The following is a 16119-nucleotide window of genomic DNA, read 5'->3' on the forward strand; positions in this document are numbered from 1 at the left end:
AGACTGATTATGACGACGATTGAAGACAATCTCCAACAGGTACGAGGCCACATCGCCACAGCGTGTGCCCGGGCCGACCGGGATGTGACCGCCGTCACGCTGCTGGCGGTGTCCAAGACCTTTGGGCCGGATGCGGTGAGCCAGGCCTGGCTTGCGGGTCAGCGTGCCTTTGGCGAGAACTACGTCCAGGAAGGGGTGGAGAAGATCCTCGCCTTGCAGGACTTGCTTCCCGGGGCCGGCATCGAATGGCACTGCATCGGGCCGCTGCAAAGCAACAAGACCCGGCAGGTGGCCACTCACTTCGACTGGGTGCAGTCGGTGGACCGGCTCAAGATCGCGCAGCGACTGAGCGAGCAGCGGCCGGTGGATCGGGCACCGTTGCAGGTGTGCCTGCAGGTGAATGTGGATGGCGGCGCCAACAAGTCGGGCGTCACGCCAGCCGAGTTGCCCGGCCTGGCCATCGCCGTGGCGCAATTGCCGCGCCTGCGGTTGCGTGGGCTGATGTGCATTCCCGAGCCGGCCGACAGTTTTGAAGCCCAGCGCGCCGTGTTTCTTCAGGCCCGAGCACTGTTTGACGAACTGAATGCGCGCGGTCTGGGGCTGGACACGCTGTCCATGGGCATGAGCGACGATCTCGACGCCGCCATTGCCGCCGGCTCGACGATGGTGCGCGTGGGGCGGGCGGTGTTCGGCAGCCGCGCCGCACCGCCAGAACGGCTGGACCGTTCATCTATTTAGTTATACCTTGTATCGGTTTTGGGGGGTTCCCCGAAATAGTGCACAACCCGTGCCTGAGTGAGCAGATACCCTGCCGGGCTCTGTTTATTTGTATGCAAGGAATTTCTTTCATGTCGACATTGGATCAACAACTGGCCACCGCATCCGGCGGCATCCCCGAGTGCGTCGCGGCGGGTTACGTCGACATTCAGTCCGGCATGCTGCTGGCGATCAAGACGGTGGACTCCCACCCGAGCGAGGTGATCGACCTCGTGGCCGCCGCCACCGGCGACCTGTTCGCGGGCAGCAACGTGACGGCCATCGAACAGATGTTCAACAAGTCCCGCGGACTGGCCAGCAGCGATCACCACTATTTCCAGGAAATCATCGTCAACAGCGACAACCTGATCCACGTGTTCCTGCGCGGCAAGCGCTACTCGAACTATGTGGCGGTGTTCGTGTGCCGCAAATCCGCCAACCTGGGCATGGTGCTGACCAAGGCGCGCATGGCCATGCCCGAGCTGGAGTCCAAGGTCTGAGCCGGCACATGGCGTCGGACTCACCGGAGCAGCCACTGCACAACACCAGCCTGTGCCTGCAGGGTTTTGGCCTCGCCTTCGGTTCCCGGGTCATCCTGGCCGAGTGCGATCTGGCGCTGGCGCCCACGGGCATTGATGTGCTGATGGGGCCGGTCAAGACCGGCAAGTCCAGCTTGCTGCGCAGCCTGGCGGGGCAGTTCGACGGCCACGCCATGCACCGCAGCTGGGGCCACGGCTGGCTCCGGGGGCGTGCGTTGCAACCGGGATACCGACCCCAGTTGGTCGCTCAGCACGTTCGCAGCCCGGCACGCACCGTGTTCGAGGTGCTGCGGGAAGCGCAGTCCGCAGACGGGCATCGCAGCGGCGTTCAGTGGCGTGCCTGGGCACAGGAGTGCCTGGAACGGTTCCAGGCGGTGGAGCTGGCGGGGTTGCTGGACCAGCCCATGATGGACTTGCCCTCGTCGCAGCAGCGGCGTGTGCGCGTGCTCGCTCTGGCGGCGGCCGGCTCGGAGATGCTCCTGGTGGACGAACCCACCTATGGGCTGGACCCTCGCGAAAGTGCCAGTCTGCTGGACTGGTTGCGCCAGGTGGGCACGGAGCTGAAGCTGCTGGTGACCTTGCACAACCAGCAGCAGGCACGCCTGCTGGCCGACTCGGTGGCCCTGCTCGGTGGCGGGCGGATCCTGGCGCACCAGCCCACGGAGCGGTTTTTCGATCATCCGGCCAACGAATGGGTTGAACAGTTCCTTCGCAGCGGCAGCCTGGACCTGCCCTCGCCCGACGCGCGGGCGGAAGATCTGGACGCCGACGCGGTGGCCCCGGCCCCGCTGCCCCCTGCGGCTCTGGCCGCTGTGGCGGCTTCGCAGGAAGAGGCCACCCGGCGGCCCGAACCGGCGACCGTGGTCGTGGCCCGTGCCTCCCAGGCGGGCCTGTCAGAGGCGATGGCGCAACCCGTTGTCACGAAGCGCGCCATGGTCAACCCGCCTGCAGAGCCGGTGCGTCGTCTCGCTGCGCTGCCGCCGACCTTGCCCACGGGGGTGGAACTGGCCTCGATGGTGGGGCAGGCGGTCCTCAGTGGGGGGCAGGGACCCCGGCGCTTTCGCTGGATCGTGCCGGGTGTGCTGGCGGGTTGTCCGCAGCCCGGCGTGGTGGCGCCGATCGAATACGACCTCGACCTGCTGGGGGCGGTGGGCGTCACCCACCTGATCACCCTGACCGAGCGGGACCTGCCACAGGATCTGCTGCGCATACACGGCCTGGCCAACACGCACCTGCCGATCTTTGACCGGGAAGCCCCGTCCACCGGGCAGATGCAGATGCTGCTGGTGCGCATGCAGCGCCTGCTGCAGGCGGGTGAGGTGCTGGCGGTGCATTGCCTGGCAGGGCTGGGACGCACCGGTCTGGTGCTGGCGGCCTGGCTGGTGCGCGACGGTGGCCTGAGTGCGGCCACCGCCATCGAACGCCTGCGCCGCATCGACCCGGCCTACGTGCAGACCGAGGCGCAGGAGGCTTTCCTGCAGCAGTTCGAAGACGATCTGATGCGACGGCTGCTCTGAGCGGCTGAGCGGCTGAGCGTTGCCCGGGCACGCCCGAAGAGCGCTCAGCCTCTGACCCCACAGAAGGGGTTCAGCGCTTGGGCGGCGCCATCGGCTTGACAGTGCCGCAGTCCGCCGACAGCCATTTTCCCTGGCCTTCCATGGTCATGGACGCGGGCTTGCCCTGGCGGGTCGTTTTCATGACCATCTTCATGGTGTAGGCGGTGTCACCGCTGAAGGTGTAGGTGCCTTCGCCGGACGACGGCGGGTTCTTGCAGACGTAACTCATCTTCAGCGTGCTGGCGCTGCGCGAGTGGATGGTGGTGGTGCAGTCGCCCTCGGTCTGGCTGGGCATCTCCTGGCGCGCCGCCATTTCCGGGGTGATGCAGATCTTCAGGGCCATGCCGCCCTTCGAGCCGGGTGCCATGCTCACGCCCTGCTGGCCCATCATGGCCTCCATCTGCTTGCGCTGCGCCGGTGGCATGGCCGCAAGCTGCTTCTGCATCTCGGCCATCGCCCGGTCGATTTCCGGGTCGCCCCCCATCTTGTGCTGGATGTCCCACAGGCCGGGGCGGGTGGTCTGGGCCAGTGCAGCACCCGAACCCAGGAGCAGGGTGGCGGAAAGAACGGTGACGAGGGGTTTCAACATGGGCAGGCTCCATTTAATAAGGGGTTCATTGTCCTTGCGGGCGGGGCTTTGTCAAAGCTTCACAGCGGCAGCCGGCTGCTGTTCTTGACCTCTTCCATCACCGCATACGTGCGCGTCTCGCGCACGCCGGGCAGCTGCCACAGGACGCTGCCCGCGAAGTCGCGGTAGGCGGCCATGTCGGCCATGCGGGTCTTGAGCAGGTAGTCGAAGCCGCCGGCCACCATGTGGCATTCCATGATGGTGTCGTGCACCTGCACCGCGGCCTTGAACTCGTCAAACACGTTGTGGGTGGTGCGGTCCAGCAGCACTTCCACGAACACCATCATCCCGCGGCCGAGCTTGAGCGGGTTCAGCCGCGCCTCGTAACCCAGGATGTAGCCGTCGCGCTGCAGGCGCTGGGTGCGCGCCAGCACCGCGGTGGGCGAGAGCGCCACCGCCTCGGCCAGCTTCAGGTTGGCGATGCGGCCGTCTTCCTGCAGCACCTTCAGGATGCGCAGGTCGATGCGGTCGAGTTCGTGGGTGGTTTCTGTCATGGGTGGTGAATTATCCGGTGAAAGACTAAAAAACAATCAAAAACTCACCTTGTGGATGGGCATCATCTCGATATTCACCACATCAGGTGATTTCCGGAGACTTCCATGCCGCGCACCACCGACCGCCTGCCTTTCCCCTACCGGCCTGAGACCGCCATCGTCGCCCAGCGCCTGGCCGCGCTGCAGGGCGCGCTGGACTGGGCCGCCGCCGCCACCGTGGCCGCGCCCTGGGTGCGCGCTGTGCGCGAGAACCCGCCGCCGTTCTGGGCGATGGAAAGCCTGCTCAAGGAATACCCGATCTCCAGCGCCGAGGGCCTGGCCCTGATGCGCCTGGCCGAGGCGCTGCTGCGCGTGCCCGATGCCGAGACCGCCATCGCCTTGACCGCGGACCAGCTGGGCCGGGCAGACTTTGACGGCGCGGCCGACTCCACCTTGGCTCGTTTGTCCTCGACAGCCATTGCGATGTCCAAGAAATTTCTGCCGGAGTCGGGCGGTGAAACCGGTCTGATGGCCAAGCTCGGCGCCAAAACCGTGGTCGCGGCCACGCTGCGCGCGGTGCAGCTGCTGGGTCGCCAGTTCGTGCTGGGGCAGACGATTGAAGAGGGCATGAAAGAAGCGGCCTCGGCGCGCAAGAAGCTGGACCAGCTGCGCTTCAGTTTCGACATGCTGGGCGAGGGCGCGCGCACCGACGCCGATGCGTTGCGCTACCTGGCGAGTTACGAAAACGCCATCGCTGCGATTGCGCGCACCGCCGACCCGAAACGCTCGCCCGCGCACAACGACGGCATCTCGATCAAGCTCAGCGCCCTGCATTCGCGCTTTGAGGCCGTGCAGCACGGGCGTGTGATGGAAGAACTGGTGCCTCGCGTGTGGACGCTGTGCCGCGCCGCGGCGGCGGCCAACCTCAACCTGACCATCGACGCCGAAGAGGTGGACCGCCTCGAACTTTCGCTCGACGTGTTCGAGGCGCTGGCGCAGCTGGTGGCCGAGCACTGCCCGCAATGGGCCGGCCTGGGCCTGGCGATGCAGGCCTACCAGACCCGCGCGGTCGAGCTGATCGAACATGTGGCCGCGCTGGCCCGCCAATACAAGATCCGGTTCATGTGCCGCCTGGTCAAGGGCGCTTACTGGGACGCCGAGATCAAGCGCGCACAGGAGCAGGGCCTGCCCACCTACCCGGTGTTCACCCACAAGCACCACACCGACGTGAGCTACCTCGCCTGCGCACGCGCGCTGCTGGACGCGCCCGACGCGATCTACCCGCAGTTCGCCACCCACAACGCGGGCACCATCGCGGCGATCCTGCAGATGTCAGCCCGTCAAGGCGTGCCTTTCGAACTTCAACGACTGCACGGCATGGGCGAAGGCATCTACCGCGAGGTGCTGAAGAACCCGCTGGTGGCCTGCCGTGTGTATGCGCCGGTGGGCGCGCACCGCGACCTGCTGGCCTACCTGGTGCGCCGCCTGTTGGAGAACGGCGCCAACTCTTCCTTCGTGCACCAGCTGGCCGACGAGTCGGTGGGGATGGACGAGCTGCTCATCTCGCCGCTGCGCCTGGAGCCGCAACCTTCGTTGCCGCTGCCGGCCGACCTGTACGGCGCGAAGCGCGCCAACAGCCAGGGCCTGGACCTGGCCGTGGCCTCGATGCGCGAGCCCCTGCTGGCCGCGCTCGCCAGCACCCCGGTGCCCACGATTCCCGAGGCCAGCACGGCCGAGACCGAGACCGCATGCGCGAAAGCCGTGGCCGCCTTCGCCGGCTGGAACCACACGCCGGTGGCCGAGCGCGCGGCCACCTTGCGCCGCGCCGCCGATGCGCTGCAACAGCAACTGCCGCGCTTCTGCGCGCTGCTGGTGAAAGAGGCGCACAAGACCTGGGGCGACGCGGTGTCCGAGGTGCGCGAGGCGGTGGACTTCCTGCGCTTCTACGCCAACGACGCGGAGCGCGTGATGGCCCCGCAGACGCTGCCCGGCCCGACCGGCGAGAGCAACGTCCTGCGCCTCGAAGGCCGTGGCGCCTGGGTCTGCATCAGCCCCTGGAACTTCCCGCTCGCCATCTTCATGGGCCAGGTCGCCGCCGCGCTGGCCACCGGCAACACGGTGCTGGCCAAGCCCGCCGAACAGACGCCGGCTGTGGCGCTGGAAGCGGTGAAGCTGCTGCACGCCGCCGGTGTACCGGCCAACGCTTTGCAGCTGCTGCACGGCCCGGGCGAAACCGTGGGCGCCTCGCTGGTGGCACAAGCCGGCATCGCCGGCGTGGTGTTCACCGGTTCCACGCAGGTGGCCAAGATCATCCAGCGCGCGCTGGCCGCGAAAGACGGCGCCATCGTGCCGCTGATCGCCGAAACCGGCGGCATCAACGCCATGCTGGTCGACAGCACGGCCCTGCCCGAGCAGGTGGCCGACGCGGTGGTGCAGAGCGCCTTCCGCAGCGCCGGCCAGCGTTGCTCGGCCCTGCGACTGCTGTGTCTGCACGAAGGCATTGCCGACCACGTGATCGAAATGATCCAGGGCGCTGCGAAAGAACTGGTGGCGGGCAACACTGCCGAGCTGGCGACCGACCTCGGCCCGGTGATCGACGCCGAAGCGTTTGAAGGCATCACCCGCCACCTCCAGCGCTTGCACGCACAGGCCAGGCCGCTGCTGCCCGCCGCCGCGCCGGCCGCCACCACGCTGCCCAATCTGATCCCGCCGCAGATGTTCGAGGTGAAGGCCATCGCCGACGTCAAAGCCGAGATCTTCGGCCCGGTGCTGCAGGTGGTGCGCTGGGGCGGCGACCCGATGGACGTGATCCGCCAGATCAACGCGCTGGGCTACGGCCTCACGCTGGGCATCCAGACCCGCATCGACAGCCGCGCGCAGGCGCTGGCCACCGCCGCGCGGGTGGGCAACGTCTACGTGAACCGCAACATGATCGGCGCTGTGGTGGGCGTGCAGCCCTTCGGCGGCGAGGGCCTGAGCGGCACCGGCCCGAAAGCGGGCGGACCCAACTACCTGCAACGTTTCTGCGCCGAGCAGACGCTGACCATCAACACCACCGCGGCGGGTGGCAACGTGGCCTTGTTTGCGGGACCGGCTCTCCACTGACCTTGATCCGACCGGGTGTCGCCCGCATGACCGCGGGCGACCTCTCGATAGCCACAATGCGCGCATGACCACCGTGCGCTCTCCCCTGCAGGCCCAGCTCGTGCAATGGCTCGTCGACCCCGGCGACACGGTGCGTGCCGGGGATCCGCTGGTGGTCCTGGAAGCCATGAAGATGGAGCACGAGCTGCGCGCCGAAGCGGCCGGGCGGGTGGTCGAACGTTTCTTCAGCGAAGGCGAGACGGTGGACGAGGGCGCCGGTCTGCTGCGCCTGGAGCCCATGGTGCAAGTGCAACCGGCTGCCGATGCGATCACCCCCGAACCGGATAGGCTGCCGCCAGCCGCCCAACAGCGGACCGATCTGCAGCGGCTCGCCCAACGCACGGCCCAGACCCTTGACGCGGCCCGCCCCGAAGCCGTGGCCAAACGCCACGCGCTGGGCCTGCGCACGGCGCGCGAGAACATTGCCGACCTGTGCGACGACGGCAGCTTCATCGAATACGGTGCGCTCGCGGTGGCCGCGCAGCGCAGCCGCCGTTCGGAAGAAGACCTGGTCGCGAACACGCCGGCCGACGGCATGGTGACCGGCATCGGTTCGGTCAATGGCCTGATCTTCGGCGCCGAGCCGTCGCGCACCGTGGTCATGGCCTACGACGCCACCGTGCTGGCCGGCACGCAGGGCATGCGCAACCACGCCAAGACCGACCGCCTGCTGGGCATCGCGCTGGCCCAGAAGCTGCCCGTGGTGCTGTTCGCCGAGGGCGGCGGCGGGCGTCCGGGCGACACCGACATGCCCATCGTGGCCGGCCTGCACGTCGGCACCTTCGCGGCCTTTGCGCGCCTGTCGGGTCAGGTACCGGTGGTGGGCATCGCGGCGGGCCGCTGTTTCGCGGGCAACGCGGCCCTGCTGGGTTGCAGCGACGTCATCATCGCCACCCGCCAGAGCAACATCGGCATGGGTGGCCCGGCCATGGTCGAAGGCGGTGGCCTCGGTGTGTTCCGGCCGGAGGATATCGGTCCGTCGGACGTGCAACACGCCAACGGCGTGATCGACCTGCTGGTGGACGACGAGGCGCAGGCGGTGGCCGCGGCGCGCCACTATTTGTCGTTCTTCCAGGGGCGGGTGAAGGACTGGATCGCCCCCGACGCCCACGCTCTGCGCGACCTCGTGCCGGAAAACCGGCTGCGCGTCTACGACACCCGTTCGGTGATGGCCGGGCTGGTGGATCAGGGCAGCCTGCTGGTGCTGCGCGAGGGTTTCGGTGTCGGCATCCACACCGCGCTGGCGCGCATCGAGGGCCGGCCGGTGGGGCTGATGGCCAACAACCCGATGCACCTGGGCGGCGCCATCGATGCCGATGCGGCCGACAAGGCGGCGCGCTTCATGCAGCTGTGCAATGCGCACAGCCTGCCCATCGTCAGCCTGGTGGACACGCCGGGTTTCATGGTCGGTCCCGCCATGGAAGCCCGTGCCCAGGTGCGGCACGTGAGCCGCCTGTTCGTGACCGCGGCCAGCCTGCGGGTGCCGTTCTTCAGCGTGGTGCTGCGCAAGGGCTACGGCCTGGGCGCCATGGGCATGACGGCCGGGGGCTTTCATGCGCCGGTGTTCACGGTGGCCTGGTCCACCGGTGAATTCGGGGCCATGGGGCTGGAGGGTGCTGTGCGACTGGGTTACCGCAAGGAGCTGGAGGCCCTGCCGGAGGGGCCGCAGCGGCAGGCGCTTTTTGATGAATTGCTGGCGCGTCAGGTGGCCAATGGTTCAGCGATCGAAATGGCCACCACGCTGGAGATCGACGCCGTGATCGACCCGGCAGCCACCCGCCACTGGCTGGCCAGCGGACTCGACAGCGCCCGGGCTGCACCAGACGCGCCCGTGCGTTTCATCGATACCTGGTGAGGGCGCAACTGCCCGCCGCGGGGCAGGCGAGGGAGTTGTTCAGGCGAGTTCGCCGAACGAGGTGTTGCGCATGCCAGCGCCAGCGCTCTGGGGCGCGGGCTGGTTGATGTTGATCCAGAATTCGCACACGTGTTTCATGGCGCTGAGGAACTGCGCGAACTCGGTGGGCTTGGCGATGTAGGCGTTGGTGCCGGCATCGTAGGCGCGCTGCAGGTCGCTTGGCTCGGTGGATGAGGTCAGCACCACCACCGGAATTTTGCGAAGGTGCTCGGAACTCTTGATTTCCTTGAGCACGCCGATGCCATCCAGCAGGGGCATCTTCAGGTCGAGCAGGACCAGAATCGGGTTGCCACCCGAACGATCGCTGAAACCGTTGCGCCGGTAGAGATAGTCCAGCGCCTGCATGCCGTCGGAGACATGGGTGACACGTCCGTCCAGTCCATGACGCGCCAGCGCCAGCTTGGTCAGCTCGGCATCGTCCGGATTGTCTTCGACGAGAAGAATGGCTTCGGCGTTCTTGTTCATGGTTCCAGGGCGGAAGGGATGGAGTCTCGCACGAGGTCTGGGGGACCGATCCCTTCAAACGGTAGCGAGAAGTGGAACACGCTGCCTTCCCCCACTTGACTCTCCGCCCAGATGCTACCACCGTGGCGCTCCAGGATGCGGCGCGTGAGCGCCAGACCGATGCCGGTGCCTTCAAACTCGGAAGCGCGGTGCAGACGCTGGAAAACGCCAAACAGCTTCTGGGCGTATTGGGTATCGAAACCCACGCCGTTGTCATGCACGTCAAAGGTGTAGCCCACGGCGGGATCGACGCTCCAGCGGATCTCGATGCGGGCCCGTTCACGCGGGCGGGTGTACTTGAATGCGTTGCCCAGGAGGTTGGCCCAGACTTCGCGCAGCAACAGGGCATCGCCCTGGACCACCGGCAGATCCGGCGGAATGACCCAGTCGACCATGCGTCCGTCGGTGTCGTGTGCGAGCTGGTTGACCACGGCGTCCACGAGCATGGCGAAGTCCACCGCGGTGAGTTTGACCGCCGAGCGCCCGAGATGCGAAAACGCCAGCAGCCCATCGATGAGCTGGCTCATGTGGCGCGCCGAATTGCCGATGGTGTTCAGATAGCGTTGCGTGGTGTGGTCGCTGACTTCGCTCAGGTGTTCTTCCAGCAGGCTGACAAAACTGGAAATGTGGCGCAGCGGGGAGCGCAGGTCGTGTGACACCGAGTACGAGAACGACTCCAGGTCCTTGTTCGCGGCCAGCAGCTGCTCGGTGCGTTCGGCGACCCGGTTTTCCAGCTCGTCGTTGATGTTGCGCATCAGGTCGTCCAGCCGCTTGGCGTCGGTCATGTCGCGGTTGATCTTGGCAAAACCGCGCAGCTCGCCGCCGTCATCGCGCAGGGCGATCAGAAGCGAATGCGACCAGTACTTCGAGCCATCCTTGCGCACGTTCCAGCTGTGCCGTTCGTGCTGCCCGCGCGAGGCGGCCAGGCGCAGCATGAGCTTGGCGCTCGCCAGGGCAGCGTCGGCATCGGGGTCGCGGAACAGCACGGCGTAGTGCCGTCCCAGCATCTCGGACGGTGAGTAGCCCTCCAGGCGCTGTGCACTGTCGGTCCAGTCGGTGATGTGGCCTTGTGCATCCAGGAAAAAGATGCAGTATTCACGCAGGTTGTCCACCATCAGGCGGAAGCGCTGCTCGCTCTCGAGCAATTCCAGGGAGCGTTCGCGGATGCGCAGCTCCAGTTCGTCATTGAGCTGGCTAACGCGCTGTTCGATGCGCTTGTGGTCCGTGATGTCGATGGTCTGTACAAACACCCCCTGTACCTGGCCTTCGTGGATGTCGGGCAGGCAGGTGGTACTGACAACGATAGGGTCGCCATGGACCGTCTTGCGCCTGGACTCGAAGGTCTGGGTCTGCCCGTCCAGGGCGGCCTGCAGGCGGGGGCCGATCTCGACCCATTCGGCCGGGGGCAGGCACTCGCTGAAGTGCAGACCGAGGATCTTGTCGGGGTCGAGGCCGAACACGCGCTGGTGCTCGGCGTTGACAAAACGCAGGCACAGCATCGCGTCCAGGTAGGCGATCAGGCCGGGCACGTGGTCGGTGATGGTCTGCAGGAAGCGCTGGCTTTCGAGCAGGGCGATCTCGGCGGCCTTGCGCGGGGTGATGTCCACCACCGTGGTGTTGCTGCGCAGAAACTGGCCGCGGGCATCGCGCACGGCCGAGGACGAGAGCAGCGCGTGGAAGACCGTGCCATCACGGCGGCGCATCTCGTATTCCACGCCTTCCAGCACGCCGTCCTGGATCAGACGTTGCAGGCGGTCTTCCAGGAGATCGATCCGGCTGGGCAGGATGAAGTCGCGGAAACTCTTGATGCCAACCACTTCTTCGCGCTCATAGCCCAGCCACTTCAACTCCGTGTCGTTGATCGAGACATAGATGCCGTTGATGTCCAGCGAGTGGTAGCCGCAGGGTGCGTGGTTGTACAGGTCTTGCGACCGTTCCAGCGCCTCCTGAAGCTGCAGGTTGGCACGCTTCACCTGGTCTTCGCCGGCTTTGCGCTCGGTGATGTCGATCAGGGTGCTGTTGGTGCGCACAAATCGGCCCTGTTCGTCCGTCACGACGGTGCTGGAGGCCAGACCGACGAAGGGGCGGCCGTCTGACAGTCGCAGTGTCACTTCTTCAGGTTCGAGATGGCCGCTTGCTTCCAGCTGCAGCCGTCGCACGTTCTGCTTGGCCAGTTGCGAGGGATCGACCAGATCGCGGAAGTTCAGGTGGCCGACCACGTCAGCGCGCTTGCGGCCCAGCCAGTTCAGGGCGGTCTGGTTGATCATCTGGATGGTGCCATCCCGGTCCAGCGAGTAGTAGCCACAGGGCGCCTGGTTGTAGAGCGCCTGGGCTTCCTGGAGCGTCTGCCGCAGCCGTGCGTTGGCCTGGGCCAGTTCGTCCGTGCGTTCGCGCACACGGCTTTCCAGCTGGGCGTTGAGCTGGCGGATTTCTTCCTGCTGCTGGTGCTGCTCGGTGATGTCGCGCGAGACCACCAGCAGCATCACGGGCTGGCCACGCTCGTCGTTGATCGGCGAGACCATGGTGTCCCACCACTTGGGGGTCTGCTTGAAGGTCAGGCCGAAGGCCATGAACCGCGAGTTTTCGCCCCGGGCAGCGCTGGTCACGGCCTGGCGGGCCAGCACGGCGCTCTCGCTGGTCCACCATTGCGTCCAGTCGCTGCCACGCACCTGCTCGAAGTCATCCACTTCGACCAGCCGGCAACCCTGGGCGGTCATCTGCACCACGCGGCCGTCGAGATCCAGCACCTTGGTGCAGTCCGGGCTGCTCGCGATGATCTGCCGGTTGAATTCGGCCTGGATCCGCGCGTCGGCCTGCAGTTCGCGCAGCGGCGTGATGTCCTGCACGAAGCCGAGCTGTCCCGTGATCCGCCCACCGTCGTCGAACATCGGTGTGTTGCGAACCAGCACGTGCACGAGCCCCGCTCCGGGGCGCAGGAGACGCAGCTCCACGCTGCGGGCTTCGCCGTGCAGCACGCTGGTCATCCAGTCGTTCCGGACCCTTTCCAGGTCATCCGGGTGCACGCGTTCGAGCCAGCCGAAGTTGGGAAAGTCCTGCGCTTGCAGACCAAAGATCTGTTGCAGGGATTCGTCCACATGGGTGAGGACGCCGGTGGCGTCGGTGCGGAAGATGCCGATCGGGAACGCACTGGCCAGGGCGGCGAACAAGGCTTCGTATTCCAGCTGGGCCGTGCGGGGCCCGTCCGATCCGCGCAGGGTGTGTCCTTGGGGATGCAGCGGCAGTGGCAGGCCGGGCTGCCCGTCGGGCGGATCCTGGGGCGTGCTGAGGTGCCGTGCATAAAACTGGCGCAGATGCTGGTTTTCGCTGCGCAGTGCCTCCATCTCCAGGAGCAACTCGAGCTCGCGTGCCGACCGGGGCCCGTGGCCGGTCTCGGCCACGGCGCCGTTGCCGGAATCGGGGGGGGGTGCACTCATCGCACGCTACTGTACCCGAGGCGTCCGGGACGCAGACGGTGAGATTGGACCGTCAGAACCGGGGCAGTTCGGGAAACGAAAGCCGGCCACCGCGCACCAGCATCTTGCCGTACTCGGCACAGCGTTGCAGCGTGGGAATGACCTTGCCCGGGTTCAGCAGCTCTTTGGCATCAAAGGCCCGCTTGACGCCGAACATGAGCGCGTTCTCCTCGGGTGAAAACTGCACACACATGCTGTTGAGCTTTTCCACGCCGACGCCGTGTTCTCCGGTCACCGTGCCACCCATGGCGACGCTGGTCTCCAGGATGTCGGCGCCAAACAGCTCGCAGCGGTGCAGCTGGTCGGGGTCGTTGGCATCGAACAGGATCAGCGGATGCAGGTTGCCGTCGCCGGCGTGGAACACGTTGGCGCAGCGCAGGCCGTACTTCTGTTCCATCTCGCCGATGGCGATCAGGATGTCGGCCAGGCGCTTGCGCGGGATGGTCGAGTCCATGCACATGTAGTCGGGGCTGATGCGCCCGCTGGCCGGGAACGCGTTCTTGCGCCCGCTCCAGAAGCGCAGGCGTTCGGCTTCGTCCCTGCTGACCGCGATGGCAGTGGCGCCGTGATCGCGCAGCACGGCGCTCATGCGGCCGATCTCTTCTTCGACTTCTTCGGGCGTGCCGTCGCTCTCGCAGAGCAGGATGGCGGCGGCGTTCAGGTCGTAGCCGGCGTGCACGAAGTCTTCCACCGCGGCGGTCATGGGCTTGTCCATCATCTCCAGCCCGGCCGGGATGATGCCGGCCGCGATCACCGCGGCCACGGCGTCGCCGGCTTTCTGGATGTCATCGAAGCTGGCCATGATGCAGCGCGCCAGCAGGGGTTTGGGCACCAGTTTGACGGTGACTTCGGTGGTGACGGCCAGCATGCCTTCGCTGCCGATCACCAGCGAGAGCAGGTCCAGGCCCGGGGTGTCGAGTGCCTCGCCGCCGAAGCTGACGGGTTCACCTTCGATGGTGAAGCCGCGCACCTGCAGCACGTTGTGCACCGTCAGGCCGTATTTCAGGCAGTGCACGCCACCCGAGTTTTCGGCCACGTTGCCGCCGATGGTGCAGGCGATCTGGCTGCTCGGGTCGGGTGCGTAGTACAGGCCGTGGGGCGCAGCCGCTTCGGAAATGGCCAGGTTGCGCACGCCGGACTGAACCACGGCGGTGCGCGAACGCGGGTCGATCGACAGGATCTTGTTGAACTTGGCCAGGGACAGCGTGACGCCCAGCGCGTGGGGCATGGCCCCGCCCGAGAGGCCGGTACCGGCGCCGCGCGCGACCACCGGAACGTTCAGTGCGTGGCAGGCCTTGAGCACGGCCGCCACCTGGGCCTCGGTTTCCGGCAGCGCGACCACCAGCGGGCGTTCCCGGTAGGCGGTCAGGCCGTCGCATTCGTAAGGCACGGTGTCTTCGGCCTGCCAGAGCAGGGCGTGCGCCGGCAGCGACGCCTGCAGGGTGCGCACCACCTCGGCCTGGCGGGCGGCGCGTTGGGCGCGGGTGACTTCGGCGGGGGCGGTGGGTGCGTTCATGCGCACCAGTTTAGGACAGCGTGCCTCACAGTGGGTTGAAGAAACTTGCAAGAACCTGTGAGCCCGCGGTTTGACGCAGCTCAAACGCCGGGGTCTTGAAACCGCCGGGGTGTGCCGCTATGTACCGGCCATGGACGGCACAGTGACCGTCCAGTCCGGGTCCATCGACCCAGTCCATTGTCAAAGGAGCACATGCCATGAACCATCTGATCGCCCGTTCCGGACTGTTTGACGATTTCTTCAAGGACGTCGCACCGGGTTTTTACGTCCGTCCCCTGCACGGCGATTCCTTGCCGTCACCGTCCCAGATCAAGATCGACGTGAAGGAAACGCCGTCGGCCTACACCGTGGTGGCCGAGGTGCCCGGCGTGGCCAAGGAAGACATTCACGTCACCGTGGAAGGCGGTGTGGTGACCCTGCGCGCCGAGATCAAGCAGGAAGACAGCCAGAGTCAGGACGAGAAGGTGCTGCGCACAGAGCGTTATTACGGTTCGGTGTCCCGCAGCCTCCAGCTGGCGACCGACATCGACAACCAGAATGCCCGGGCCCGGTACGAAAACGGGGTGCTGACGCTGACCCTGCCCAAGAAGGTGGCGCTCGCAGGCCAGCGCTTGAATATCGAGTGATCAGCTCAGGCTCTTCTTGAGCCACTCGGCGAACGCCACGCACTCCCAGCGGTCCATGGTGCCGGTGCGCCAGCACAGGTAGTGCGCGTGCGGGCTGGGCACGTGGCGCTCGTACAGCGGCACCAGCGTGCCGTGCTCCAGCCAGGGCGCGGCCAGCTTGATACGCACCAGCGCCACGCCCATGCCGGCGGCGGCGCCGTCGCACATGAGGCCGATGTCGTTGAACTGCGACCCGTCCACCGGTTCGGGCCAGTCCAGATCGTGCGCGGCGAACCAGGTGCGCCAGGGCTCCAGCGGGCTGCGCAACAGGGGCACACCTTCCAGGTCCTCGGGGGCGTCGAACGGACCGTGCTCGCGCGCAAACGCTGGTGATGCCAGCGGCGTGACGTCGTCCTTCATCAGGCAGACGTGTTCCACATCGGCGTAGCGGCCGGTGCCGAAACGGATCATCAGGTCGGCGTCTTCGGCGACCACGTCCAGCAGCGGGATGCTGACCTGCAGCGTGAGGTCGATCTCGGGGTAGGCCTCGCTGAACTGCTTCAGGCGCGGCAGCAGGATGGAGCGCGCAAACGTGGGCGTGACCGCCAGCCGCAACTTGCGCCGCCCCGGCGTGACGGTGTTGCTGGGAAATTTCTGCAGCGTTGCCAGACCTTCCCGCACATGCGCCAGGTATTCGCTGCCTTCGGTCGTCAGCGAAAAATCGGCCCGGCCGAACAGCTTGGTGCCGAGAACCTGCTCCAGCTGCTTGATGCGGTGGCTCACCGCGCTGGGCGTGACGCACAGTTCCTCGCTGGTCTGCGTCACGCTGCGCAGGCGTGCCAGGGCCTCGAAGGTCAGCAGGCACTGGATCGGCGGGATGCGGATCGTCATGTGGCATGACCCCCACGTTCGCCCACTTCGTGTGGCTCTCTGCCCCCCGAGGGGGCTGGCCTGCCTTGGGGCGGCCCGGCGGCAGGCCGACCTTCCCCGCGCGCAGTCGTTGTGCAGGA

Annotated in this window: 12 protein-coding genes; 6 read left to right on the forward strand and 6 right to left on the reverse strand. The window is 66.8% G+C overall.

What is annotated here, in order from left to right:
- The first annotated feature begins 9 nt into the window (after positions 1-9).
- The 3 genes from AC23D4_RS17110 to AC23D4_RS17120 all read left to right on the forward strand — a co-directional run bounded on the left by AC23D4_RS17110 (position 10) and on the right by AC23D4_RS17120 (position 2812).
- On the forward strand, positions 10-738 hold the full coding sequence (locus tag AC23D4_RS17110) for a YggS family pyridoxal phosphate-dependent enzyme (RefSeq protein WP_472886784.1): 729 nt from the start codon (positions 10-12) through the stop codon (positions 736-738).
- Positions 739-848: 110 nt separating this feature from the next.
- Positions 849-1256 (forward strand): hypothetical protein, encoded by a 408-nt coding sequence (locus tag AC23D4_RS17115; protein WP_305359957.1) that lies wholly within the window; start codon positions 849-851, stop codon positions 1254-1256.
- An 8-nt stretch (positions 1257-1264) separates the two neighbouring features.
- Positions 1265-2812: a phosphatase domain-containing protein gene (locus AC23D4_RS17120; RefSeq protein ID WP_472886785.1), complete on the forward strand. Its 1548-nt coding sequence runs from the start codon at positions 1265-1267 to the stop codon at positions 2810-2812.
- 70 nt (positions 2813-2882) lie between these two features.
- Here AC23D4_RS17120 and AC23D4_RS17125 read toward each other — a convergent pair whose 3' ends face one another.
- Both AC23D4_RS17125 and AC23D4_RS17130 read right to left on the reverse strand, forming a co-directional pair.
- Positions 2883-3440, reverse strand: coding sequence for a DUF3617 domain-containing protein (locus AC23D4_RS17125; protein WP_472886786.1), 558 nt, complete (start codon positions 3438-3440; stop codon positions 2883-2885).
- 59 nt (positions 3441-3499) lie between these two features.
- Positions 3500-3973 carry an Lrp/AsnC ligand binding domain-containing protein gene (locus tag AC23D4_RS17130; RefSeq protein ID WP_472886787.1) on the reverse strand — a complete coding sequence of 158 codons (474 nt, stop codon included), beginning with the start codon at positions 3971-3973 and terminating at the stop codon, positions 3500-3502.
- Between the two features lie 105 nt (positions 3974-4078).
- On the opposite strand from AC23D4_RS17130, the gene AC23D4_RS17135 reads away from it, so the two are divergent.
- Complete coding sequence (locus AC23D4_RS17135) at positions 4079-7057, forward strand: L-glutamate gamma-semialdehyde dehydrogenase (RefSeq protein ID WP_472886788.1); 2979 nt, start codon at positions 4079-4081, stop codon at positions 7055-7057.
- Positions 7058-7130: 73 nt separating this feature from the next.
- A complete protein-coding gene (locus tag AC23D4_RS17140; RefSeq protein ID WP_472887109.1) occupies positions 7131-8951 on the forward strand; it encodes a carboxyl transferase domain-containing protein in 1821 nt (606 codons plus the stop codon).
- A gap of 39 nt (positions 8952-8990) precedes the next feature.
- On the opposite strand, the gene AC23D4_RS17145 is transcribed toward AC23D4_RS17140, so the two are convergent.
- The 3 genes from AC23D4_RS17145 to AC23D4_RS17155 are packed head-to-tail and all read right to left on the reverse strand — an operon-like array spanning position 8991 to position 14504.
- A complete protein-coding gene (locus tag AC23D4_RS17145; RefSeq protein WP_472886789.1) occupies positions 8991-9476 on the reverse strand; it encodes a response regulator in 486 nt (161 codons plus the stop codon).
- Complete coding sequence (locus AC23D4_RS17150; protein ID WP_472886790.1) at positions 9473-12949, reverse strand: PAS domain S-box protein; 3477 nt, start codon at positions 12947-12949, stop codon at positions 9473-9475. Before AC23D4_RS17150 ends, AC23D4_RS17145 begins: the two co-directional genes overlap by 4 nt.
- Positions 12950-13001: 52 nt before the next feature.
- Positions 13002-14504 carry an FAD-linked oxidase C-terminal domain-containing protein gene (locus AC23D4_RS17155; RefSeq protein WP_472886791.1) on the reverse strand — a complete coding sequence of 501 codons (1503 nt, stop codon included), beginning with the start codon at positions 14502-14504 and terminating at the stop codon, positions 13002-13004.
- A gap of 197 nt (positions 14505-14701) precedes the next feature.
- Between AC23D4_RS17155 and AC23D4_RS17160 the strand changes: the two genes are divergently transcribed.
- On the forward strand, positions 14702-15130 hold the full coding sequence (locus tag AC23D4_RS17160) for an Hsp20/alpha crystallin family protein (RefSeq protein WP_472886792.1): 429 nt from the start codon (positions 14702-14704) through the stop codon (positions 15128-15130).
- Here the strand turns inward: AC23D4_RS17160 and AC23D4_RS17165 are convergent, their stop codons facing one another.
- Positions 15131-16000 carry a LysR substrate-binding domain-containing protein gene (locus AC23D4_RS17165; RefSeq protein ID WP_472886793.1) on the reverse strand — a complete coding sequence of 290 codons (870 nt, stop codon included), beginning with the start codon at positions 15998-16000 and terminating at the stop codon, positions 15131-15133.
- Positions 16001-16119: the final 119 nt, after the last annotated feature.

Source organism: Hydrogenophaga sp. L76, assembly GCF_057654755.1.